Genomic DNA, 22,880 nt, shown 5'->3' with positions numbered 1-22,880 from the left:
AGTTACGTGTAACAAAAATCGGCCCGCAGGCATCAATTCAGTTCCCCTGGCGATAGTAGCACTATTTTGGAGATTCGTATTTAAAACCCAGATGCGACATCACTGCCTCGTCGCCCATTAGGATGTTGGTCGGGCGAGGATGTGCGTCGTTGAACACGCGTAGCTCATCTGTCGACAAAATCGTAACAAAGCTTTCGTCCCAGCCTTCATTGTAGGGAATGCCTTTTCTGCCAAGACCCAGATGGTGGGCAAAGAATCCATAGGCCGCAGCACGTTTTGAAAAACCGTAATCGTGGCTTTCCAGGGGAAGGTGTACATTCTCCACGTTGTGCTCCGCATTGTAGAGGGCATAAACGCTTTGGACATACGGGTATTCAATTCGTGGAGTGTTACGGGTCCAATCAGCTCCGTTGGATACCAGGAGTAGCGGGCGTGGCGCAGCCATGGCGGCCAATTCTACGTTATTGGTTTGGTGCTGATTGCTTTTGTGGATGGGCATGCCGCTTTCGCAGACACAGCCACCAAAGAAGTGTGCTGAAACTTGTACTACCGGTGCGGACACAGTGATGCGATCATCAATGGCTGTCAGAACAAATGTCTGTGTCCCTCCGCCGGACCCGCCTGTCATACCGATATGGTCCGGGTCGACATCCGGTCGGGATAAAAGGTATTCCAGGACGCGAGTGCTGTTCCAAGTCTGAAGCAGAGCCGCGATGGGCATTTTGTGGGTTGTCTGGGTGGATTCGGCATAACCGACCATGTCGTAGGTAAACGCGATGGCACCCATGCGGGCGAAGGCTGCGCAGCGTATTTGCATATAGTCGGTAAACCGCTTGTTGGCCAAATGGCCATGGGGGTTGAGGATGGCCGGGTTTTTGGCTTTCGGTATAAGGGGGCTGTATAAATTCCCGGTAATCCAGAAGCCGGGGAAACTCTCAATGGCGATGTTCTCGACCACGTATCCATCCATCTCGCGACGACTGTGAATAATGGGATTAAAATGTCCCTTGATGTTCGGCATGTGATCCCAGCGGAGTCCTTCCAGGATTCCTTGGCGAATCATGTCAGCCCGTTTTTCCCAGGAACGTTTGTTATCCCAGGTGGAGGCAAATTCCTTCATCATCAGGTTGGCTTCATTGGGTGTCCAATGGTTGCCTACGCAAAGCATTTCCTCCGGTGCCGCCTCGCTCATATCCAGCAGCACTGCTTTGAGTGGTGACCACAAAAGCAATGTAAGGCTGCTTATCAGGAAAGTAAATTTGAGTGGGGTAGTTGTATTCATGGTAGGTGTGATTCAATTCAGGTTTAATCTGCCCTGACTTTCTTTAAAAGCCTGAAATATAAATTCATTTGCATCACCTCGCTTTGCTCTCATCAATGGGCCAATGGATACCTTGCTTTCGGTTCCGCCAGCTTTGGTGGCTCAGTCTCACACTTTTTCGGAGAAATTCGGAGATGGGGTATTTGTAACCCACGATCCCAAGGATAAAAAGCTAGGCTCGGGTGGTGGTACTGCTCACCTCATTGTGGAGGCGTATAGGAAGGACTCCGGGGATCTCGGATTCGAAGAATGGTCGAATACCCAGAAAAGAGTGATCGTTCATTCTGGCGGGCAGAGTCGTCGACTGCCAGCCTACGCTCCTTCTGGAAAAGCCACGATCCCGGTTCCTGTTTTCAGGTGGATGTCCGGGCAAAGAATCGATCAATCGCTTCTGGATCTGCAATTGCCACTTCTGCGGAGGTTACTCGAAAAATCTTCAGAGCATCAAAAGTGGCTCATTGCTAGTGGAGATGTCCTCGTGTGGCACAATCGATCGCTGCCTGAAATCCCTGAGGTGGATGTCTTATGTGTAGGAATTCCCGAATCTCCAGAGACGGCTTCTGGCCATGGTGTTTTTTTTGTATCCCGGGAGGATCCGACCAAACTGCAATCCATGCTTCAAAAACCCAGCCCGGCTGAAATAGCCGCAAGGTCGGCCCAATCTTTATTTCTCATTGATGTGGGTATCTGGATACTGAGTACGCGGGCAATGTTGACCGTTTTGGAGAAATCGGGGTGGAACGCTGATAACAAGAGTTTCGAAAATAACCTTCCGGACTACTACGACCTGTATTCAGAGTTTGGGCTCGCATTGGGAGAAACGCCGACAAAACCGGATCCTGCTATCACAAGGTTGAGCTCTGGAGTTCTTTTGCTTCCGAAGGCAGAATTCTATCACTTTGGACGGAATTCGGATATCATTCGCTCTTCACTGGCACTGCAGAATCGTGTACAGGATCCTCAGCGAATCCTAAGTCCGATGGTAAAACCTCACCCGTCCATTTTTATTCAGAATTGTCGATGGGAAACCAGATTGTCTAAGGACAATCATGAATTGTGGATTGAGAATTCCTACATCGGAGATGGATGGCAATTAAACGAACAACATGTCCTAAGTGGTATTCCGGAAAACAATTGGTGTATCCGTCTGCCCCGTGGGATATGCATTGACATGGTTCCAGTTGGAGAGTGCGGCTGGACGCTGAGACCCTACGGGTTCGATGATGCATTCAAAGGATCGATGAATTCACCAGATACTCAGTGGATGGGAACGGGTGTTCTGGAATGGTGTACGCAACGAAAGATCGACCTGAAAGGGTTGGTGGACGATACGAATGTGGATATTCAATTTGCCGACCTATTTCCAGTTGTAGATTCCCTAATGAATGCCGAGCAATTGATATTATGGATGATCGGTGTCGAGCTGGAGAATTCGGACGAGATACGGGAGTTGTATCTAAGCGGCAAGCGATTGTCTGCCGATGCGATCAGTTCCGATGCGAATTTAAATCGCTTATTTAAGCAGCAACAACAATTGCTCACTGACTCACTTCCCATTCTTGCTAGAAATTCTGACCGCAGTGTATTTTCTCAAGTGGATCTCGATCATGCTTCGAAGCTATTTGCTGATACGGCCCACCCGCTTCCGGGTAATCATCCTGATTCTGGACTTCGAATATTTCCTTACATTCGCGACTTAATGTTTCGGTCCAACGTTGAGCGTTTGCGGGGCCTGGATGGCCGTGGCTTCGAACAAAAAGCGTTCAGCGCGCTCCGCGAAACGGTGATCGTCCCTTATCGCGGCCAGTTGATTTCTCCTGGCAACCAGGTTCTTTCGGATCAGGTGGTTTGGTCGCGGTCTCCGATTCGCCTCGATCTGGCAGGTGGTTGGACGGATACGCCTCCATACTGCTTTTTAAACGGCGGACGAGTTATTAATCTGGCAGTTGAGTTGAATGGGCAGCCCCCCATCCAGGTGTTTCTAAGAGTATCTCCAGAAAAACAGGTGGTTGTTCGATCAATTGACCTGGGGGTTAGCGAGACGATCCACAGCTATGATCAGATTGCTGAGTTCTCAAAAGTGGGCTCGGGGTTTTCAATTCCAAAGGCAGCCTTGGCTTTGGCCGGTTTTCACCCCGACTTCAATGGATTGCAAAAATTTCCGGACTTGAAATCACAATTGGATGATTTTGGTGGTGGTATTGAGATTACTTTACTCTGTGCGATTCCCAAAGGTTCTGGATTGGGTACGAGTAGCATTCTCGCTGCGACCGTTCTTGGGGCACTGTCTGAATTATGCGGCCTGGCATGGGACAAGACTGAAATCGCGCAAAGGACATTGGTCATTGAGCAGATGCTCACTACGGGTGGCGGATGGCAGGATCAGTATGGAGGGATTTTGCACGGCATCAAACATTTGGAAACCCGGGCTGGTCTGAACCAGATTCCTACCGTTCATTGGTTGCCGGATCATCTTTTTACTGATCCTGAATATACACCCAACTTGCTTCTCTATTACACGGGAATCACTCGGGTGGCAAAAGACCTTTTAGGGGAAATTGTCCGCGGTATGTTTCTCAATAAAAAGGAAACGCTTTCGACACTAAATGCCCTGCAGCATCACACCGCTGAACTACAAGGGCTCATTCAATCCGGCGATTTCCCAGCGGTTGGGCGTAGTATTCGAAGAACGTGGAAACTGAATCAGCAACTCGATTCTGGCACGAATCCTCCTGTTATTGCTAAGCTGATAGAATCAATCGATGACCTGATATACGGCGGGAAACTTCTTGGGGCGGGAGGCGGTGGCTATTTATTGATGTTGGCCAAAGACTCGGAAGCAGCCCTTCGAATTAGAAAGACCTTCGAAGAGAATCCTCTCAATGCTACTGCCAGATTCGTGAATATGAATCTCTCTTCCACGGGATTGAGGACCACCAGGAGTTAATCAGGTTTTATATTCGGATGAAAATTTTCTTTCTGTATAGCCAATAGAGAAAGAGCCACTGGATGAGAATCAGGCCACCATACAGAATGAACTGTTGAGCCGCGGGATTGCTGAACAGGTTTGCCAGGCCTTTGAAAAAGAAATTTCGACTGGCGTCCAGAGGAACATACCACTGAGAAGCATAGATGGTGATTGCGTTCATTCCTATGGGGACGAAAACCCAGCCAATCCACTTTTTTCCCCATACATCGATTACGGTATAAAAAAGTGAGAGCAATAGTAGCGACCAACCACCAGCCCACAAAATAAACGAGGGTGACCAGAGAGACTTTATGATTGGGAAAAAGAAACTCCAGATCCAACCCAACAAAAGGCAAGCAAGCCCGGCAGCAAGCAATTCGCCGCTGCAGCGGAGATCGGCCGTTTTATAACTTTTGATTCGTTGTCCAATCAGGCCACCAAGTAATCCAAGCATACCGCCGGTCAACACGCGGATGGTTCCCTCCGGATCCCAAACCTCGCGATAAAGATTCGTGGTAACCAGGTTTCTGTCCAACCAGGCTGCCAAATTGTTTTCCGGGGTGATACCGTCTCCCTTTCCCGGGTAGGGCAGATACTGCATGGCGAGATGATAGATTACCAGCACGCTAAAGAAAATAATGAGTCGGTGTTTCCAGCTTTCCACATGCAAAGTCAGACTGGCACCAATCATATAGCTCATCCCAATCATCCACAAGACGGTGTAGAGCCGAAGTGTTCCTTCTTCGAATCTGAAGAAACTAAAACTAAGTCCTATCAGTACAATGATGAAGGATCGCTTTATGATTCCGATTTGTAATTTTGTTACCGGTACTCCTTTAGACTTTTGTGACAGGACGGAGTAGGGGACAGTTACGCCTGAAATAAATACAAACAGCGGAAAAATCAGATCGAAGAAGCGAAATCCGTCCCATGTCACATGCTCCATTTGTAGAGCCAGTGTCGCCACCCAGCTGTCAGGAAATCCCAACAGTTCTGCGAGCGCGACTACCATGCCAGATCCGCCAATGATCCAAAACATATCAAAGCCCCGCAATGCATCGAGTGACATCAACCTTGTTTTCTTATTTTCGGAGGCGAAATCAGTCATAACTGTCTTAGGGTATGACTGAGATTCTACTTATGTAAATAGTTGAAGTGATGGCTGAATAAATCGTCACCCATAGTGTTGCTTTAGAATGTTAACTTTTAGGTGGTGGGGATTATTAGAGTGAAGGTAAGGGGATTGAGCCTCGTATTAAGGTAATTCATAGGAATTTCGCGGGTTTGTTCGTAAAAAACCGTTTAAATCAGCCTGGATCAGATTTCATTATTTTTAACAGTACTAGTTCCTAGAATGCTCAAATGAATAACCAGGCTATTTTACTTAGTTTTCTATCAACCAATCTATCTCTCCACATATCAGCATGTTGGCTCACTTTATTTACACCAATAGTTATGAATCTTCCATATCTAAATGGTAAGCTACGTTCTTGGTTAACGCCTTGTTTTCTGAGTTGGTCAACGATCCGACCATTTCCAACTGGGTTCCTACTGATTCTAACCCTATTCATCGGTAGCACTCCAATCATAGCCGTCGATTATACCGAGTTGAGCATCGATGAATTGATGCATGTTGAAATCAACTCCGTGTCGCGAAAATTTGAAAGCCTCTTTGAAGCACCGGCTGCTGTCCACTTAATTTCGAATGAAGATGTGAAACGTTCAGGAATGACGAGCCTTGCTGAGACCCTCAGAATGAGCCCGGGACTCCATGTGGGGCGAGTTGATGAAACAAATGTCGCTGTGGCTTCCCGGGGTTTTAACGATGTTTCCTCAAATAAGCTGTTGGTAATGACAGATGGAAGGAGCGTGTATTCACCTCTTTTTTCGGGTGTCCAGTGGATAGATCAACAAATCATCATGGAGGATCTGGATCGAATTGAAGTCATTCGTGGACCTGGAGCATCGTTGTGGGGAGCCAACGCCGTTAACGGGGTGGTCAATATTACGACCAAAAGCTCCAAAGATACCGTGGGAAGTTTCGCCAGTGTGTTGCTTGGAGATTTTCTAGAGTTTCAAGCGGTCGGCCGACATGGAGAAGATTTAGGGAATGATCGCTATATCCGGTTCTACGCAAAGCATATTCGCCAAGCTAAGTCCCCTTCAGATTCTCCTCTTGGAGATTTGGAACATTCAATTGAACAAAGCCTGGTCGGATTTCGTTATGACTGGGAAGGTGGAGAACGTGGGCGGCTTACTATTCAGGGTGACCTTTTATATGGTGAGACGAATTCAATTTCTGAGAATTTCAGTCTCGTGCCTCCTTTTGGAGCTGAAATGCTTTCTTCAGGAACTTCGTTTATGGCTTACCTGTTGTCGCGATGGTCAAAGCCCGTTGGTGAAGAAGGTGAATTATCCGTTCAAGGATATCTCGATTTTGCCAATGAAGATTTAACGTTTTTTGGAAACGATGAATTTATTGCGGACCTCGATGCGCAACTCAGACAAGTGACGAGTGAGCATAATGAATTTGTTACAGGCGTAGGCTTTCGATTTTACGATGACAAATTGGAAGCTTCCGAACGATTTCTTTTTCTTCCCTCAGAAGATCAGCGATGGCTACTCAGTGCATTTTTTCAAAACGAGTTTAAGGCGATACCTGATAAATTGCATGTCACTGTTAGCGCGAAAGTTGAACACACCAAATACGCGAATTTCGAATTCCAACCCAACCTTCGGGTACTTTTCCGGCCCGATGAAAATCAAGCCCTTTGGGCTTCTATTGCGCGAGCTGCCCGAACGCCATCTCGAGCTGAACGTACGGCCCTTATCACTGGAGCCATTATTCCTCCCAATCCTTTGTCACCCATTCCGACGAAAGCAATTGTTCAGGGTAATTCCGATTTCAGATCAGAGGATTTGGTAGCCCTGGAAGTAGGTCACCGCCTTTCAAAGGGAGATGGGTTTTCTATAGATACAGCTCTGTTCTATAATCAATATGAACACCTGCGTTCCATTGAGCCAGGAGCCGTTACCCAGGATTTTACGTCTGTTCCCCACAATAGGTTTACTTCCTTGGTTGGTAACGGAATTGAGGGATCAACCTACGGCGTGGAAATAACCACCAATCTGCAACCGACACCCAGGCTGCGAATGCAAGGAACCTTGAGTATACTAAAATATAAGCTCGAAAACAATGAAGGGAGTTTGGATACGGAATCCGTAGGAGCCTATGAAGGCTCTTCCCCGGAAACGCAGCTTGGACTTCGTGTGATGTACGATATTACGGAAAACTGGTTGTTCGATGTGATAGGGCATCACAGCAGTAAACTCGTCAGCCCTGGAATTGACTCCTATACGGCTTTGGATTCCCGCTTGGCCTGGAAACCCAACAAGGGTTTTGAATTATCTATTGTCGGACGTGATTTACTCGAATCCGAACACTACGAATTTCCGCCTACTTTTTTGGGAGGAGAACTAAAACGAATTCCCCGTTCCTACTACCTCAGAGCGAATTGGAAATTTTAATCAATTTTTGATGCCACAAAGAACTCACAGACTTGCATTGTTGTTAGGGATTTTCCTCTTGATGGGAAATTTAGGCAATCTGTCGTATAGTCAAGTTTCCAGTCCCGACCAAATAGAATACCAGGTGAAAGCAGGATTTATTTTTAACTTTCTGACGTTTGTTTCCTGGCCTGGGGAGATTATTTCGAATTCCGGTTCTTGGAAGATCGGAGTCATGGCTGACCCTGCCGTGATACGGCTGATTAGGAAAACCTTGACCGGAAAAAGCGTTGATGGACGACCTGTTGAGATAACTCGGTTCCAACCTGAAATGGAATCGGAAGGATACCATGTAATTTTTATCACCGATAATTTTACCAATTCATACGCAGAATTTGCAGCTAAGCTGGCCGAAAGTCCGGTATTGGTCATCGGTGAGAATAAAGACTTTGCCCGCAACCATGGGATCATCGGTTTTGTGAAGAAAAAGGAGAATCTCAGACTTGAAATTAATCCTGCCAGGGCAAAAAGAGCCGGACTTGTAATCAGTGGAAAGCTCGCGAGTTTGTCCGAATTAGTGGAGGACAGAGAATGAGATCCTTCAATTTAAAACTCAGAAAGTTTCGCGACCTTTCCATTAACCGGAAACTAATTCTGCTGGTTTCTGTTTGTTCCGGCGTAAGTACGTTTGTAATTGGAGGTGCCCTCTTTTCTTACCACATGTTTAATTTGCGTTCACAGTTCCGTGACAATGTGATCGCGGTTGCCGATGTGGTGTCGAGTTTTGTGGAGGCACCTGTTGCGTTTGGAGATCAAGCAGGTGTCGAGGAAGTATTGTCTACGCTTAGATCAAATCTCGATATCACCTCGGCTGAGATTCGCTTGAGTAATGGCACCATTTTTGCACAGCTTGATCGAACTGCGCTGCAATGGACTGAAGTCCCTGAAAATGATATTGAAACTTTTGACGGCTGGAAATTGCTGGTATCACGACCGATTAAAGTACTTGGTCAGGCGGACGCCTGGCTATTGATCACGGCTGACTTTTCGCGAGTGTTTTCATCCAGTATATTGAGTATGAGTTTTGCCCTAATGATTGTCCTTATCATTGGTGTCCTCATAGCAGTACTAACGGTAGGTGCTTTTCGTGGAGTTATTATTGAACCGATTAAGAATCTGGTAACCATAACTTATGAAGTGGCAACCAAGCGCGATTATTCCTTGAGAGCTACGGTCGAGGGTACTGATGAAATCGGTGTTCTCACTTCCAACTTCAATGACATGCTTAGCCAAATCGAAGATTCGGATATGGTTCTTCGGGAGGCTTATTCTCAATTGCAGGCTGAGATAAAAGTAAGGGAGCGACTGCAAGATGATTTGGGTAAAACCTCCCGTGTCGCAGCGGGAATGGCGGAAGTTGCCACCGGCGTGTTGCACAACGTAGGTAATGTTCTTAATACTGTAAATCTGTCAGTGCAAAGTGTTCAGGATCGACTTGAATCTACTCGCCTTGGTCACCTCGGCCAGATTGTTGACTTATTGCAGGCACATGGTACGGATCTGGGGATGTTCCTCACGGATGATTCCCGCGGTAAAGCTATTCCTGGTTTTCTCGCTAAAGTTACCAACCATTTGAAAACTGAAAATGAAGAGCTTCGTGCTGAAATGTCTGGATTGATTGGCAACGTTGAGCACATCAAGGAAATCGTATCCACTCAGCAAAGTTTTGCAAAAGTGCTCGGTGTTAAGGAACACCTGGACCCTGCGGAGATAGTCGAAGAAGCCTTGTCATTGAATGATGGAATAACTGCCGGCTATAACATTTTTGTAATTAGGCACTATGACTATGCTTATGAAATTCTTGGAGATCGGCATAAGATTATCCAAATATTGGTAAATCTTTTTACGAACGCCAAAGATGCGATGTTGGACATTGAAGCTCACCGGCGAAAATTAACGGTTAAGATATTTCAGGAAAATGATAAGATGATCGCCATCTCAGTTTCAGATACCGGGGTTGGAATTAAAAAGGAAAACCTTTCAAGTATCTTCCACCATGGTTTTACAACCAAAGCAAACGGACATGGTTTTGGACTTCATCTGAGTGCACTCAGTGCTCAAGAAATGGGTGGATCGTTGAAGGTCCAAAGTCCTGGACCGGGCAAGGGGTCCGTTTTCACTTTATCAATTCCATTAGCACTTGAACCCGTACGGCAATGAGCGATTTGTTGAGCCCGAATAAAAGAATCCTGTTAGTAGACGACAATCCTTCTATCCATGAAGATTTCAAGCGTGTCTTATGGAGGGACAATTCAAAGGCGCGCGACCTGGACGCAGATGCTGCTGCCTTGTTTGGCTATAATGAGGAAGTGGATGACGATTCAGATGAAGTGCCGTTTGAGCTGGATTCAGCCCTTCAAGGCGAGGAAGCTTTGGATAAGGTGAAAGCGGCTTGTGAGGCAGGTAATCCGTACGCGGTTGCTTTTGTCGATATGCGAATGCCTCCAGGTTGGGATGGGTTGAAGACTATCGAGGAAATCTGGAGGGTGGATTCCAATATCCAAATTGTGATTTGTACTGCCTACTCTGATCGTAGCTGGAAAGAAATTCAGAGAAGTCTCACCGAACGGGACCGATGGTTGGTCGTTAAAAAACCATTTGATCAAATCGAGGTGGTTCAGTTAGCCCATGCGTTAACAAACAAATGGGATTTGAAAAAGGCTGCCGATCTTCGAATGGAAGGCTTGGAGCAAATCGTTGCCTCTCGAACAGAGCAACTAACGGCTGCATTGCAAACCAACTCAGATTTTCTAAATCATGTTAGTCACGAGATGCTCACTCCCATGAACGGAATTTTTGGCTACCTTGATTTACTTTCAGAGCCCAATCCGGAAAGCGAGAAAATCGAGTACGTTTCCGAAGCACGGGAATGTAGTGAGCAATTGCTTCGACTGGTTAACCGGGTACTCGCCTACAATGAAGCTGGGTCTGATGAGGTTAATCCTGTGAATATAGCGGTAGAGTTGAATGCATGGTTAGAGGGCGTTCTGGATGAAGACCTTCGAAAAAGTGCAGCGGAAAGGAAACTTTCTCTCGAAATCGATATTGATCCGGCAATCCGAAATCAATATCATCTGCCTGCAAACGTGGTTGAGAAAGTGTTGTTACTGCTCCTCGAAAATTCTATCAAGTTTACCCGGGCAGGCGTTGTTGAAATATCAGTCCAACCGAGCGGTAAGGATCCGTCCAATTTGTTTTTTAAAGTTTCCGATACCGGCACGGGGTTGACGCCTGAGCAGGTTGAGCTGGTCAAAATTCCGTTTACTCAAATCGATAGCTCATTGACCCGAAGCAATGATGGAATCGGGATTGGTCTACCGCTTGCCCGTCGACTCCTGAAAGTGATCGGCTCCAGTTTGGAATTAGAATCGTTGGAAAATGAAGGTACTTGCGCTTCGTTTCATGTCACTTCTGTTTTAGGCGAGAAGATTTAGTTGATTTTCGATTTAGTTAGCCCCTGTTTCCCATAAAGGCCTAAAGCACTTCCACATGATCGATGTATCTTTGTTTCCAAAGCCTTGATCTTGGGCCAGTTTGTTAATGGCCTCAATGCTTTCTCCCAGAATGGGATTGGCTCCGTTTTGCCTGGCTAACTTCGTCGCCAGATTCACGTCTTTACAAAGCAAGTCTACTGAAAAGGTGGGGGTGGCATAATCATCCTCAGAGATGCTCTTGCCTAATTCCTTAAATAAATTACTGACCGTTCCAGCCTGGCTAGCCGTTAGGGTGTTGTAGAGCAGCTCGGGAGAAATCCCAACTTTATCCGCAATGGCCATCATTTCCGCAGTCATGGCATTGATGGCGCCGAACATGAGTTGGTTGAGCAGCTTTATTTTGTTTCCGCTGCCGGACTCTCCAATGGGCATAATCTGTGTTGCCAGTATATTGAGGACAGGCATGCATTTATTTAGATGCTCATCAGTATCGCCTCCGACAGGTAATGCCCATTTGCCGATACTCGCTGGCCTTCCTAATACAGGTGCGTCGAGATATCCCACATTCTTCGACTTGGCCAGAGTCGCTAATGTGCGAGTGCTTTCCGGATCGGTCGTGCTCATGTCGACGATCACCGAACCTTCCCGGATAGTGGAAAGGAGTCCGTCGGTTCCCGCTACAACCGCCTCAATTACACTTGGACCTGGAAGAAAGAGTATCACAATATCTGATTGTTTCGCTGCTTCTGCAGGACTTGTAACCAATTTGGCACCCAACCCTTGCACCCTTGCAGCTGAAGCTTGGTTTGGCTCAAAGACTGTCAATGGGTAGCCAGCTTCAATTATTTTTTCTGCGGCGGTGAAGCCCATGACTCCCGCACCAATTAATCCAATATTTTGCATAGTTGGTTATAGGTCTGAATTCTATTCGATCTTTAACTATGGAATTTCGAAGGTTTTGGGAAGGGTTGATTTTTCGCTCGAAGAAAAAACCGGATCGGTTCACGGTTTGGATCAACTGATATGCAAACTGTACTACTAGACTACGGAGATTCCCGGATCGAGGTTTCTCTACCTGATTCAGCCCATGTGTTTTGTTACGGAAAAGAGCACCATTCGCTTCCTTCCATTGATTCGCGCGAGGCAACAAGGATCGCTTTGGAAAATCCACTCGGATCACCGCCGCTAAGCGAGCTTGGTGGAAAAGGTAGGAAAGTGGTCATCGGATTTCCCGACAGAGTAAAAGGTGGTAGCCACGACAATGCCCATCGCAGAGTAGCAATCCCAATGATTATTGAAGAGCTGCAAAAGGGTGGCACCTTGCTGGAAGATATCACACTGCTTTGTTGTATTGGTCTGCATCGTAAAAATAATCTGGAGGACTGGAATGATTATTTGGGAAAAGACATCGTGGATAAATTTTATCCCGATCGTCTGATCAATCACGATGCCGAAGCCGAGGATCTCTGTGATTTCGGCCAGGATCAAGACGGTAACGTAGTCCAATGCAATCGCCTGATGGCAGAAGCTGATGTACCCATAGTTATCGGACATTGTGCAGGCAATCCCTACGGTGGATTCAGCGGCGGATATAAAATGATTGTTACTGGAATGGCAGGTTGGCGTTCCATTGCGTCCCACCACTGTCCAAAGACGATGCACCGCAAGGATTGGTTGGGAGCTTCGACGAGTTCTCATATGCGGCATCAGTTTAAATCCATCGGCCAGGCCATGGAAAAAGCCATGGGCAAAAAGTTTTTCGCGGTGGATGCCGTTATAGGACAGTTTGCTGAGGTCCTGGCCGTGCATGCGGGGGAGATTGAGGCGGTTGAAAAAGCCACCTGGCCCTTGGCAGAACAGTGGACGAACATTACTCTGGATATGCCCGAACCAGCCGATGTGTTGGTGATGGGACTTCCAAGGAATTTTCATTACGGTCCCGGGATGGGGAGTAACCCGATTCTTTTGAGCTTGGCTATCGCCGGTCAGCTATCGCGCTGCTGGAAGGCATTCCGCGAGGGTGGGGTAATTATTGCTTCGGCGATCTGTGACGGTGACTTCAATGAACAGTGGTTTCCATCCTATGAAAAAACATTCGAGGTGATGCAGGAGTATACCACCGTTACTGACTTCCTGGATTCCGAAGACATGTTAAGACTTTCTACGGATAAAGAATACTGTCGGCTTTACTCGGAAGAATACGCCTACCATCCGTTTCATGCCATGTCCATGTTGAGCGGGGGAAGTGTTCCCGAAAAATGGTGTTCGCGGGTAATTTTGGTTGGAGCGAAATCACCCCGGTATGCGCGTGAATTAGGTTACACGCCTGTGAAGGATTTTGATGAAGCACTTCGCGTGGCCGAACGATTTACAGGAAAGGATCCCCGTATTCTATGTACGCCTAATTGTTTTACAAGCGGGGCTGCGGTACACCTTCATGTGAAAGGCCACTGATATTTCTTAATCTATTTCGAATCTCCTTTGTGAATTCAGTTTTTCAATTTCTCCTTTTCTCTGTTCTGGCTTTCGAATTGGTAAGTTGTTCGCCCAAGTCAGATACCATCATTATTAAGGCAGGATTGATCGATCCGCCTGGTCATTTGGATGTAGTAGCGACGCAGCGTTATGCCGACCTGGTTAATCAACAAACCAATGGGCTCGTAAAAATAGAAGTATACCCGGCTTCCCAATTGGGCTTCGCAATGGACATGCTGCAGGGTTTGAAATTGGGAACGGTTGAAATGTTTGTGGGTGCCACAACCTGGCTTGGAGCCTTTGATCAAGATTTCTGGATTTCAGGTTGCCTCTATGTATTCAACGATCAGGAGCATGCGCGACAGGTTCACGAGGGTCCGATATTCACAGAGATGGCTGAAGCAATGCGTGAGAAAAATGGTATTCGACTGATTTCAATGAATTGGGATCGCGGGGCCCGTAATTTCATTTCCCGAAAAGCTCTGGTGGAGTTCACAGATTTGAAAGGGCTAAAAGTTCGCGTGCCCGAACAGAAAAGCTGGATCGCAAACTTTAAAATTGCCGGAGCCAACCCGACACCGATTGCTTTAGCCGAAACGTTCACCGGGTTGCAGCAGGGAATTGTGGATGCCACTGAGCAAGCGTCCAACTGGCTCTACTTTAACAAGTATCATACCATCGTTGATCATCTGGTAATTTCTGAGCACAACTACGAGGAGACCGGAATCATGATTTCGGAAAAACTCTACCAGGCTTTGCCAGGGGATGTTCAGGCGATTCTTGTGAGCGCAGCTCAAGAAGTGGCCGTCTGGCATAACCAACAATTGAGCCAGGAAATTGCAGAGGCAGAGGCGAGTATCAAAGCTGCTGGTGTAACCGTGATCTCGGTCAATAAGGCCGCTTGGAAAAAAGAATTCCGAAATCGATTTCCTAAGGTCGCTAAGGAAGTGGGTTATTCAGAAGCACTTTCCCATCACATCATGGATGAATGGGAATGAGCCACTTAGCGAAACTATCCGCGAAACTCCGATGGTTTAATGGATGAAGCATCTTGAAAATTGGATACACAAGCTGGTCTTCGTGTGTGTGGCACTTTTGCTTGGACTGATAACCTTGCTCGTGATTCTCCAAATCACGTTTCGTTTTGTTTTAAACGACCCATTGCCCTGGCCTGAGGAACTTTCGCGATTGTTGTTTATTTACCTGGTATTCATTGGTGGTGCAGTGTCGTCAAGAAACAACGATCACATCGGCATCGATCTTATTGATCATCTGGTGACCGTGCCAAAACGCCAGGCGGTCCTTCACTTTCTTCGGTTGAGTGCTACCTCCCTTGTTCTGGTAGTGGTTGCCTTTGGCTCGCTTCAGATTTTGCCAAACATCGCTGGGATGAAGCTGCCAGCTACCGGCCTCCCCATGGCGCTGATGACTGTACCCGTTTTTGTGGGATCGGTACTCATGGCCTTTTGGACGCTTATCCATTCTGGAAAGTCCGCCCGGATTATTTTTAGTAACTCCGGCCCAGTTTCAGGGGAGGAGAGAGGCGAGCCGGTCTCAAAGGAGGACCCCGAATAAGCAGGAATGGAAGCGCTAATTCTCATCGGTGGTCTGTTGTTTCTCCTCTTGATCGGAGTACCGGTTTTCTCATCTCTTCTTCTATCAAGCTTTGCGCTGATTCTTTATAAAGGGACCTTGCCTGTGCTAATCCTCGCACAGCGGCTACCCAATACCCTGGATAGTTTTCCACTGCTTGCTATTCCATTGTTCATTCTCGCAGCTGAAGTCATGAACAGGTCCGGGGCGACACAGCAGATTTTTCGCTTTGCCAATGCCTTGGTAGGGCACATCACAGGGGGACTTGGCCATACGAATGTGGTGGCGAGTATGTTGTTTTCCGGTATGTCAGGTTCGGCGGTTGCTGATGCTTCGGGTCTGGGAATGATCGAAATCAAGGCCATGTTCGACGAAGGATATGACCGCGCTTTTAGTGCGGCGGTAACAGCAGCCTCTTCCACGATTGGCCCCATAATCCCGCCCAGCGTTCCTATGGTTATTTATGGAGTTATTTCCGGGGCATCCATCGCCGAACTATTCCTCGGTGGCATCGTTCCAGGGATTATCATGGGTTTAAGCATGATGGGATTAATCGCCTTTATTTCTCGCAAGAGAAACTACCGCTTCCGATCCCAACGACCGTCATCTCTGGAACTGTTTCGTGTCTTCTGGCAGTCTCTGCCGGCGTTGCTACTTCCGGTTATTATTCTGGGAGGAATATGGGGAGGCGTCTTCAGTCCGACCGAAGCTGCAGGCGTAGCCGTGGTCTATTCCTTGCTTATTGGTCTGGTGCTAAATCGAGAAATAAAATGGCGCCAGATTCCAGCCATACTGTTTGCGGCGGGAAGCTCTACCGCGTCAATCATGCTAATTGTTGCAGCTGCAGGGCTCTATGGGTGGCTTATCTCTGTAGAACAATTCCCACAAGCCCTTAAAGAAGTCCTGCTATCGGTCACTGACGACCCGATCAAACTCATGCTGATCATTAATGTGGTTCTCCTTGTGATGGGTATGTTCATGGAGCTGATTGCTGTATTAACGATTGCGGTACCAGTTTTCCTTCCGGTTATGACAGCTGTCGGAATTGACCCCGTCTACTTCGGAGTAATCGTAGTTCTCAATCTTATGATCGGATTGTTATCGCCACCCTTCGGCTTAAACCTTTTTATAATGCAGCGCATTTCAGGCGTAAAGTTTGGGTCATTGGTCCGCGAGTTGACTCCTTTTATAATGATCCTTCTTGGAACGCTTCTATTGATGGTTCTGTTCCCGGAGTTGGTCCTGTTCGTGCCTAATGCGATGAGATAACTGGCAGCGCATGAAACGTTTTCCAGGCTAGGCGAATTTCCGATGTCTCATTCGGTCAACAGCTACGGCGAGAATGATGATGCCCCCGATGACCATTTCCTGAACCCATTTTGGCCAGCCCATTTGTTGGCCACCCATGTAGAGTATCGTTATGATGAGAGCTCCGATGATGGTTCCTAAAATGGAACCTTCGCCACCGGAGAAACTGGCACCACCGATGATGACAGCGGCGATCACAAATAATTCGTACATGACTCCAGTCGTTGGTTGGCCGACCCCGCCAATATAGGAAAACTGCATGAAGCCTGCGAGTGCGCAAAAGAACCCGGTCAATCCATAGACAATAAGTTTTGTCCGACCGACCGGTACTCCACACAGCCGAGCTGTTTCTTCGTTTGAGCCCACGGCGTATACGTGTCGACCAAAGCGGGTGTATCTTAGAATAAAGGATGCGATGGCGATGCAAAGGATCAAGATCCATACTCCTGGTGGAAATAGCATCCAGCTCTTTGCCTGGTTGGTGAGGGTAGGGTCCATAAGGCCTCCGATCCAGGTTTCCTCCGGCGGATAGATATCCCGTTCGCTGGCTATTCCTTTTGCTAAACCTCGAATGATCCCCATAGACCCGAGTGTGACGATGAACGGAACTATTCGTAAGCGAACTATCAGCGCTCCATTGAGCAATCCAACGCAGGTCGATGCGCCTATGGCGAGTAGACAGGCTAGAATAGGAGTTGCCGTTGGGTATTGATGAACGAGGTAAACGAGTTCGCCGGCGGGACCATCTATTTGAAGATTAAGTGTCCAGGCGACAACGACAACAGCAAGTGCGATGATGGATCCAACCGATAGATCGATGCCCGCTGTGATAATTACAAAAGTCATTCCCAGGGCAACGGTCGCGTAGACGGAGCTTTGGCGAACGATGTTTTCCAAATTCCTTAGCGAGTAGAATTTTCCGTCTTCGACAAAGATTGCGAAAAATAAGAAGACCACGATCAACGCGAGAAATCGTGCGGCTATATTGACCCACGTTTTGGATAACATGGATTTAATAAAAGAATTTGTTTTTGATGTATTCATGTAGCGGGGTCGTTCATGCGCCTATGGCGGCGGTCATTAACTGGTGCTCATCCCAGTCATCGACTGGGCGGGACTCGCCAAGTTCTCCCCGACACATCACTGCGATTCGGTCACAGATGCCGAGGAGTTCCGGTAGATAGCTGCTCACTAGTAGAATGGCTTTGGGTTTGCGGTTTGCCGTCTCGTCTCCGAGGGCCAGTGAGTCGATAAGCCGGTAGATTTGCGCTTTAGAGGCTACATCGATTCCCCTGGTCGGTTCGTCGAGAAGGAGAATATTAACATCGGCATGGAGGAGTCGGGCAATGGCGACTTTTTGCTGGTTTCCACCTGAAAGATCATTGGTTCTTTGATCCGCTGATTCACACTTGATCGGGATCTTTTCAATCCACGGTTGGCAGGCAGCCTTTTGTTGAACAGGCAGCACCAATCGGCCGGGCCCCAATTCTTGAAGTTTTGGTAAAGTAATATTGTCGGCTATGCTCAGTCCGAGAGCCAACCCCTGCTCTTTACGGTCTTCACTCACCATTCCTATATTCTGCTCCCACCTCAGGGCAGGTGTGCTTGGGCCGGAGTATCCCCTTACGGTTACTGTTCCTTCTGCAACAGGCTCCAGGCCAAATATCGATTCAAGCAGCTCGGTGCGGCCGGCTCCTATAAGACCCGCTATGCCAAAAACTTCTCCTTCTCTGAGTTGAAATGTGGATGATCCCGGTTTCTTTGGCCCGGAGAGGTTTTTTACTTCCAGGACAATTTCTCCAGGAACGTGCTCATTCCTCGGGTACAGTTCTTCGACACTCCGGCCAACCATGAGGGCTATGATCGAATCCTTGGACGCTTCTGCGGTTATTCCGCTGCCGACACTTTCTCCATCTCGAAGTACGGTGAAGCGTTGGCTGAGTAATTGAACTTCTTCCAGGAAGTGGGAAATATAGATAACGGAAATGCCCTTTGAGGATAGGGAACGAACAAGGTCAAAAAGTTTTTCAATGTCCTTGGCAGCCAGCGAGCTTGTTGGTTCATCCAGGACGAGAACACGACTTTCGAGCGCAACGGCACGGGCGATTTCGACCAACTGTTGCTGGGCAATTGAAAGCCTTCCCACGGGAGTTTCCGGATCTATCGATTCAAGACCTACTGCCTTCATCGCTTCTCTTGCTTGCTGTTTCATCGCTTTCCATTTGATCAATCCCCGATGGGCCGGCTCCACTCCCAGTAGAATGTTTTCCATCGTCGACAGGTGAGGAGCGAGTGAGAGTTCCTGGTAGATCATTGCCACACCGGATTCTCTGGCGTGAAGTGGATTGGTTGGCTTATAGGGTTCTCCGTCCAGGTATAGAGAGCCACCGTCAGGTGAATGCGCGCCTGACAGTACTTTCATCAAGGTGCTTTTACCCGCACCGTTTTCTCCAACAAGAGCCATGATCTCTCCTGGCGATACCGAGAGATCGACTCCTTTAAGCGCCCGGGTAGCACCGAAGCGCTTCTCGATACCCCGCATTTCCAGTCGTGGAGGAGAAATCACTTTTCAAAAAAATCGGATTAAAAGAAAGCCCATCGAAGCTTATTTCAATCCAACCAATGTTCGAATGGCTGGCTCGTTCTTCAATCGCTCCACGGTGACGACTTCTACGCCGGTATCGATATGGGGTTCTACTGGTTGGCCCTTCGAAACGGCATAGGCTGTTTTGACAGCAAGATAGCCCATCTTTTCCGGGCTCTGTACGATCAGTGCGTCAATCTTTCCGGACTGAACTTCTTCGACCAGTTTTTTGGAGCTGTCAAATCCGACAAAGGTAAGGTCCACCTGGATACCACCATCTCTAAGATCGTCGATTGCGGATGAAACACCCAGGGTGGCGGTCAGGTTTGCGGCGAATACAGCATCGACTGCCAGTTTGCCATTTTCAATGAAACGTTCAAAAGTATTGGAGACGACGCTTTTTGAGCCTTCGAGCGTACCAGATTCAGAGTAGGGATCGGCCAAAATCGTATGTCCCGCCTTTTTGGCTGACGCTATAAAACCTTCCGCGCGTTTTGTAGTACTGGCAGTTCCCTGGACGTAACGGAAAACAATGATGCGACCGTTCGAGGAAAGTCGTTCGGAAATATATTGTGCCGCCAAAGCGCCACCCAGTTCATTGTCGGTAGCAACGAAACTGGAATGGGCATCTCCGTCTATATCTGAGTCGAATACGACGACGGGGATGCCGTTATCCACTGCAGACTTGACCGGCTTTCTTTGTGCCTGGTTGTTGAGTGGTGCCAGAGCAATCGCATCGACTCCCAGGTTGATCATGTTTTCGATAATCTTTGTCTGCTCGGCGATCTCGGTTTCTGTAACGGTGCCTTCCCATTTTAAATCGACGTCCAGCTCAGTTGCTGCCCTGCGTGCGCCTACTTCAACGGTTTCCCAAAAATCTCCCCCTGTCGCTTTGGGTATTGCCGCGATAACCGTTCGATCGTCGCCCGAAGACCCCGATGCGGAGTCCTTTGACGGCGTGCATGCAACAAAAGCCGCGCAAATAAAAATTAGAAAGTAGAACAGTAAGGTAGGTTTCTTTGGGTGTTTCATTTTATTGAAGAAGCTATGTGCCACATTGATTAGATTTTGCACAGGTGGAGAAAAAAGGTGTCAGCGCTTGTAAGCAAGAAATAATAGGCAGACCCACCACCGTCTTTTTGGGGGATGGTGTTTGAAGTAAAAGTCAAGACCTGGCCAACAAACCAGTCTTTAGAAAATGAGACTTTCGTTCCCAAACAATAGGGATCTTGCTGCCTCTTTGAAGAGCCTCGGTATCAAAATCAATTCCCAGGCCTGAACCTGTAGGGGGTGTCATTAACCCATCGTCCTGCAGTTTAAAGATCTCTTTGTTTCTGATGTAAAACAACCACGGGTTCTCTCCGAGCTCCTGCGCTGCATGATCATTGTAATGAATGCCATCGGCACACTCCAAAAGAAATGCACTTCGACTCGTGACCATCGCCTGATAAATACCCATGAACGCGATGGCAGACAAAGGACAATGGGGAGCGATCCCGATGCCGGCAGCATCTGCTATCGAAGCAATGCGGCGTAAATTGGTGATGCCACCGACGTGGACCATATCAGGTTGAATGATGTCTACACCTTTATTTGCTGTTAAACGAAAGAAGTCACTCGAGCAGTACATCCGTTCTCCCGTGGCTATGGAAATACCGGCTGCCATCTGGCGAATCGCAGGCAGCTCATGTTCGTAAGCCGGCTCGACAGGCTCTTCTATGAATAGGGGAGCGTAAGGGCGAAGCGCATCGATGAGGCGACGTGCGGTTGGCGGTTTCAAACGCCCGTGTCCATCGTAGGCTACCGACACGGAGGAAGGCAGCGCTTCCGATAATGCTTTGGCAACTGCCGTCGCCTGTCTGATACCACCGTGCACATCCACCGGTCCCATGACTGGGCAGGCGTTGAGCTTTAGCGCACAGACCTTTGATTCCGCGATAACTTTCAAAGCTTGTTCCACTGCCGAATCCGGTTCCGGCACATTTCCGCCGATCCATCGATAATAGGGTAATCCTTTGGTGTGCAGCAAACCGCCGAACAATTGGTAGAGCGGCACTTGAAGTCTACGCCCCAGGATGTCCCACAGAGCCGTTTCGATTCCTGCGGCCACACTTCGCTGAACAGGACTGTTGCTGTAAAAATCGTGACTGAGAAAATCCTGGACCACGCTAATACGGTTGGCATCTTTGCCCACGAAGAACGGAGCCATATCCCGAGCCAGCGCACTGACGGTTACGGTATGGCTCTCCAGGGTGATGTCCCCATAGCTTTCACCCTCCTCAGTGATCACCCGAACCAGGGCAAACCTGGGAGGTATCGTGAACACTTCTATCGCCTTTATAGAATTGGGGCGAAGGTGGTCTCTCGGGGATTCACTATTCATAGGATGATTCTGTTTCAGGATCTCGGACCTAAGACGAAATATCCGTGAAGGTCAAACAAGCCTACTGCAAAACTGTTCAATGCGATCCAGGCCTTTCACGATTTGCTCCATGCTGGTTGCATAACTGATGCGAATGTATTCGTCCGCCCCGAATGCGAGTCCGGGAACAGCTGCAACACTTTCCTCTTCCAGCAAACGGCTGCAAAATTCTGATGAGTTGAGCCCGAATTTTGAAATATTGGGAAACAGATAGAATGCACCTTGGCTGCGGTAGCAACTCATCCCGGGAATCGAGGAAAGCTTATCGCACGCGTAGGCTCTTCGTTCCGCAAACGCTTCCAACCAACCAGCGAGATGGTTCATCGGCTCGACCAATGCAACGACTCCGCCTTTTTGAGCAAAGGAGGTCGGATTGCTGGTGCTGTGGCTTTGGATAGCTGCAATTTTTTTGGCAATAGGTTCAGGCGCGGCGATGAAACCGAGTCGCCATCCCGTCATGCTCCAGGCTTTTGCGAATCCATGCACAATAATGGTTTGATCCTGGTGGGCCTGGGAGAATGAGGCCACGCTTTTATGAACCGCTCCATCATACAGAAGGTGTTCATAAATTTCATCACTCATAATGAGCACTTCTTTTTCGATACAAATATCGCCCAGGACTTTTATTTCGTCGGGTGTATAAACAGCTCCCGTTGGATTACTCGGTGAGTTCAGAATAAACAAGCGGGTCTTCGGAGTTATAGCCTCCCGCAGTTGATCGGGTGTTATTTTGAAATCCGTTGCATCGCCCGTCTCCAGAATAACCGGAGTTGCCCCGGCAAGTTTTACGATCTCGGGATAGCTCAACCAATAGGGTGCGGGAATGATTACCTCATCGCCCTCTTCGCAGAGCACCATCATCACATTGTAGATGGAGTGCTTACCACCGCAGGAAACCACTACCTGGCTCGCTTTATAATCTAGGCCGTTTTCGCGTTTGAATTTGTCCGCGATCGCCTGGCGCAATTCGGGGATTCCGGCCGCAGCCGTATATTTGGTAAATCCTTCATCCAGGGCTTTCTTGGCGGCATCTTTAATAAAGTCCGGAGTGTCGAAATCGGGCTGACCCGTTCCAAAGCCGACCACGTCAATTCCGGCTGCCTTCATTTCCTTGGCCTTGGCATCGATGGCCAGCGTGACTGATGGAGCAAGTGCTTCTACCCGTTGTGAGAAATGTATATTCATAAGTGGATTAATTTCTGAAAACA

The 22,880-nt window shown here is 48.0% G+C and carries 17 protein-coding genes; 9 read left to right on the top strand and 8 right to left on the bottom strand.

Features of this window, described 5'->3' with window-relative positions; genetic code table 11:
• Positions 1–61 precede the first annotated feature (61 nt).
• A complete protein-coding gene (locus O3C43_11235; GenBank protein MDA1067066.1) occupies positions 62–1,282 on the bottom strand; it encodes an acetylxylan esterase in 1,221 nt (406 codons plus the stop codon).
• Positions 1,283–1,385: 103 nt separating this feature from the next.
• On the opposite strand from O3C43_11235, the gene O3C43_11230 reads away from it, so the two are divergent.
• Complete coding sequence (locus tag O3C43_11230) at positions 1,386–4,268, top strand: bifunctional fucokinase/fucose-1-phosphate guanylyltransferase (GenBank protein ID MDA1067065.1); 2,883 nt, start codon at positions 1,386–1,388, stop codon at positions 4,266–4,268.
• Positions 4,269–4,275: 7 nt separating this feature from the next.
• Here the strand turns inward: O3C43_11230 and O3C43_11225 are convergent, their stop codons facing one another.
• Positions 4,276–5,397 carry a DUF5009 domain-containing protein gene (locus O3C43_11225; protein ID MDA1067064.1) on the bottom strand — a complete coding sequence of 374 codons (1,122 nt, stop codon included), beginning with the start codon at positions 5,395–5,397 and terminating at the stop codon, positions 4,276–4,278.
• A gap of 347 nt (positions 5,398–5,744) precedes the next feature.
• On the opposite strand from O3C43_11225, the gene O3C43_11220 reads away from it, so the two are divergent.
• The 4 genes from O3C43_11220 to O3C43_11205 are packed head-to-tail and all read left to right on the top strand — an operon-like array spanning position 5,745 to position 11,290.
• A complete protein-coding gene (locus O3C43_11220) occupies positions 5,745–7,817 on the top strand; it encodes a TonB-dependent receptor (protein MDA1067063.1) in 2,073 nt (690 codons plus the stop codon).
• Between the two features lie 10 nt (positions 7,818–7,827).
• The gene (locus O3C43_11215; GenBank protein ID MDA1067062.1) at positions 7,828–8,391 is read left to right on the top strand and encodes a YfiR family protein; all 564 of its coding nucleotides are present in this window, start codon (positions 7,828–7,830) and stop codon (positions 8,389–8,391) included.
• The gene (locus O3C43_11210; protein ID MDA1067061.1) at positions 8,388–10,016 is read left to right on the top strand and encodes an ATP-binding protein; all 1,629 of its coding nucleotides are present in this window, start codon (positions 8,388–8,390) and stop codon (positions 10,014–10,016) included. Before O3C43_11215 ends, O3C43_11210 begins: the two co-directional genes overlap by 4 nt.
• Positions 10,013–11,290: an ATP-binding protein gene (locus O3C43_11205; GenBank protein MDA1067060.1), complete on the top strand. Its 1,278-nt coding sequence runs from the start codon at positions 10,013–10,015 to the stop codon at positions 11,288–11,290. Before O3C43_11210 ends, O3C43_11205 begins: the two co-directional genes overlap by 4 nt.
• A gap of 12 nt (positions 11,291–11,302) precedes the next feature.
• Here the strand turns inward: O3C43_11205 and O3C43_11200 are convergent, their stop codons facing one another.
• Positions 11,303–12,193, bottom strand: a complete 891-nt coding sequence (locus O3C43_11200) for an NAD(P)-dependent oxidoreductase (protein MDA1067059.1) — start codon at positions 12,191–12,193, stop codon at positions 11,303–11,305.
• 120 nt (positions 12,194–12,313) lie between these two features.
• Between O3C43_11200 and O3C43_11195 the strand changes: the two genes are divergently transcribed.
• The 4 genes from O3C43_11195 to O3C43_11180 are packed head-to-tail and all read left to right on the top strand — an operon-like array spanning position 12,314 to position 16,627.
• Positions 12,314–13,744, top strand: coding sequence for a lactate racemase domain-containing protein (locus tag O3C43_11195; protein ID MDA1067058.1), 1,431 nt, complete (start codon positions 12,314–12,316; stop codon positions 13,742–13,744).
• Positions 13,745–13,773: 29 nt separating this feature from the next.
• The gene (locus tag O3C43_11190; GenBank protein MDA1067057.1) at positions 13,774–14,763 is read left to right on the top strand and encodes a TRAP transporter substrate-binding protein; all 990 of its coding nucleotides are present in this window, start codon (positions 13,774–13,776) and stop codon (positions 14,761–14,763) included.
• A 43-nt stretch (positions 14,764–14,806) separates the two neighbouring features.
• Positions 14,807–15,340, top strand: a complete 534-nt coding sequence (locus O3C43_11185; protein ID MDA1067056.1) for a TRAP transporter small permease — start codon at positions 14,807–14,809, stop codon at positions 15,338–15,340.
• A 6-nt stretch (positions 15,341–15,346) separates the two neighbouring features.
• On the top strand, positions 15,347–16,627 hold the full coding sequence (locus tag O3C43_11180; GenBank protein MDA1067055.1) for a TRAP transporter large permease: 1,281 nt from the start codon (positions 15,347–15,349) through the stop codon (positions 16,625–16,627).
• A 27-nt stretch (positions 16,628–16,654) separates the two neighbouring features.
• Here the strand turns inward: O3C43_11180 and O3C43_11175 are convergent, their stop codons facing one another.
• The 5 genes from O3C43_11175 to O3C43_11155 form a co-directional block, all read right to left on the bottom strand.
• A complete protein-coding gene (locus O3C43_11175; protein MDA1067054.1) occupies positions 16,655–17,674 on the bottom strand; it encodes an ABC transporter permease in 1,020 nt (339 codons plus the stop codon).
• A gap of 49 nt (positions 17,675–17,723) precedes the next feature.
• Positions 17,724–19,208 (bottom strand): sugar ABC transporter ATP-binding protein, encoded by a 1,485-nt coding sequence (locus O3C43_11170; GenBank protein ID MDA1067053.1) that lies wholly within the window; start codon positions 19,206–19,208, stop codon positions 17,724–17,726.
• Between the two features lie 63 nt (positions 19,209–19,271).
• Positions 19,272–20,282 carry a substrate-binding domain-containing protein gene (locus O3C43_11165; GenBank protein MDA1067052.1) on the bottom strand — a complete coding sequence of 337 codons (1,011 nt, stop codon included), beginning with the start codon at positions 20,280–20,282 and terminating at the stop codon, positions 19,272–19,274.
• A gap of 133 nt (positions 20,283–20,415) precedes the next feature.
• Positions 20,416–21,633, bottom strand: a complete 1,218-nt coding sequence (locus O3C43_11160; protein ID MDA1067051.1) for a hypothetical protein — start codon at positions 21,631–21,633, stop codon at positions 20,416–20,418.
• Positions 21,634–21,684: 51 nt separating this feature from the next.
• Positions 21,685–22,851, bottom strand: a complete 1,167-nt coding sequence (locus tag O3C43_11155; protein MDA1067050.1) for a pyridoxal phosphate-dependent aminotransferase — start codon at positions 22,849–22,851, stop codon at positions 21,685–21,687.
• Positions 22,852–22,880: the final 29 nt, after the last annotated feature.

The organism is Verrucomicrobiota bacterium (assembly GCA_027622555.1).
Taxonomy (GTDB): Bacteria; Verrucomicrobiota; Verrucomicrobiia; order Opitutales; family UBA2995; genus UBA2995.
The sequence above is the reverse complement of the archived record's forward strand: the minus strand, read 5'-3'. Positions and strand labels throughout refer to the sequence as shown.